The organism is Nocardioides sp. NPDC057577 (assembly GCF_042801335.1).
Classification (GTDB): Bacteria; Actinomycetota; Actinomycetes; order Propionibacteriales; family Nocardioidaceae; genus Nocardioides.
The window spans coordinates 1-1,092 of sequence record NZ_JBHVGB010000363.1 but is presented as its reverse complement, the minus strand read 5'-3'; the positions used below and the strand labels follow the sequence as shown (position 1 = coordinate 1,092).

At 66.8% G+C, this 1,092-nt stretch carries 2 protein-coding genes; both read left to right on the top strand.

Features of this window, described 5'->3' with window-relative positions; genetic code table 11:
- Positions 1-210, top strand: a 210-nt coding sequence (locus tag ACFU7D_RS29820) for an oligopeptide/dipeptide ABC transporter ATP-binding protein (protein ID WP_378874175.1), incomplete at its 5' end; no start/stop codon positions are given.
- Positions 203-1,092 (top strand): ABC transporter ATP-binding protein (locus ACFU7D_RS29815; RefSeq protein ID WP_378874173.1); only part of this gene is annotated, 890 nt, incomplete at its 3' end. The genes ACFU7D_RS29820 and ACFU7D_RS29815, both read left to right, overlap by 8 nt.

Sequence of the window (1,092 nt, the reverse complement as noted above, 5' to 3'; positions counted from 1 at the left end):
TCCATCCCGCGCCTCGACCAGAAGGGCCAGGAGCTCTACGCCATCAAGGGCCTGCCGCCCAACCTCACCCGCATCCCGCCCGGCTGCGCCTTCCACCCCCGCTGCCCGATGGCCCAGGACGTCTGCCGCACCGACGTACCGCCCCTGTACACCGTGGACGAGGAACGACGGAGCGCCTGCCACTTCTGGAAGGAGACGATCCATGGCTGAGCTCGACAAGAAGTCCGTGGACGCCACCCCGAACGTCGCCGAAGTGGCGACGGTCAACGCGGTCACCGAGACGGAGGCGGTGGCCGCCCTCGACGCCCCGGTGTCGCAGGGTGAGCCGATCCTCCAGGTGCGCAACCTGGTCAAGCACTTCCCGCTGACCCAGGGGATCCTGTTCAAGAAGCAGGTCGGCGCGGTCAAGGCCGTTGACGGCATCTCGTTCGACCTCTACCAGGGCGAGACGCTCGGCATCGTGGGCGAGTCCGGCTGTGGCAAGTCCACCGTCGCCAAGCTCCTGATGACGCTGGAGCGGGCCACCGCCGGTGAGGTCTTCTACAAGGGCCAGGACATCACCAAGCTGTCCGGCCGTGCGCTGAAGGCTGTGCGCCGCAACATCCAGATGGTGTTCCAGGACCCGTACACCTCGCTGAACCCGCGCATGACGGTCGGCGACATCATCGGGGAGACCTTCGAGATCCACCCCGAGGTGGCGCCGAAGGGCGACCGGCGCCGCAAGGTGCAGGACCTCCTGGACGTCGTCGGTCTGAACCCGGAGTACATCAACCGGTACCCGCACCAGTTCTCCGGCGGGCAGCGCCAGCGCATCGGGATCGCCCGGGGCCTCGCGCTCAACCCGGAGATCATCATCTGCGACGAGCCGGTCTCCGCGCTCGACGTGTCGGTGCAGGCGCAGGTCATCAACCTGATGGAGAAGCTCCAGGACGAGTTCAACCTCTCCTACCTCTTCATCGCGCACGACCTGTCGATCGTCCGGCACATCTCGGACCGGGTCGGCGTCATGTACCTCGGCAAGATGGCCGAGATCGGTACGGACACGCAGATCTACGACCACCCGACGCACCCCTACACCCAGGCGCTGCTGTC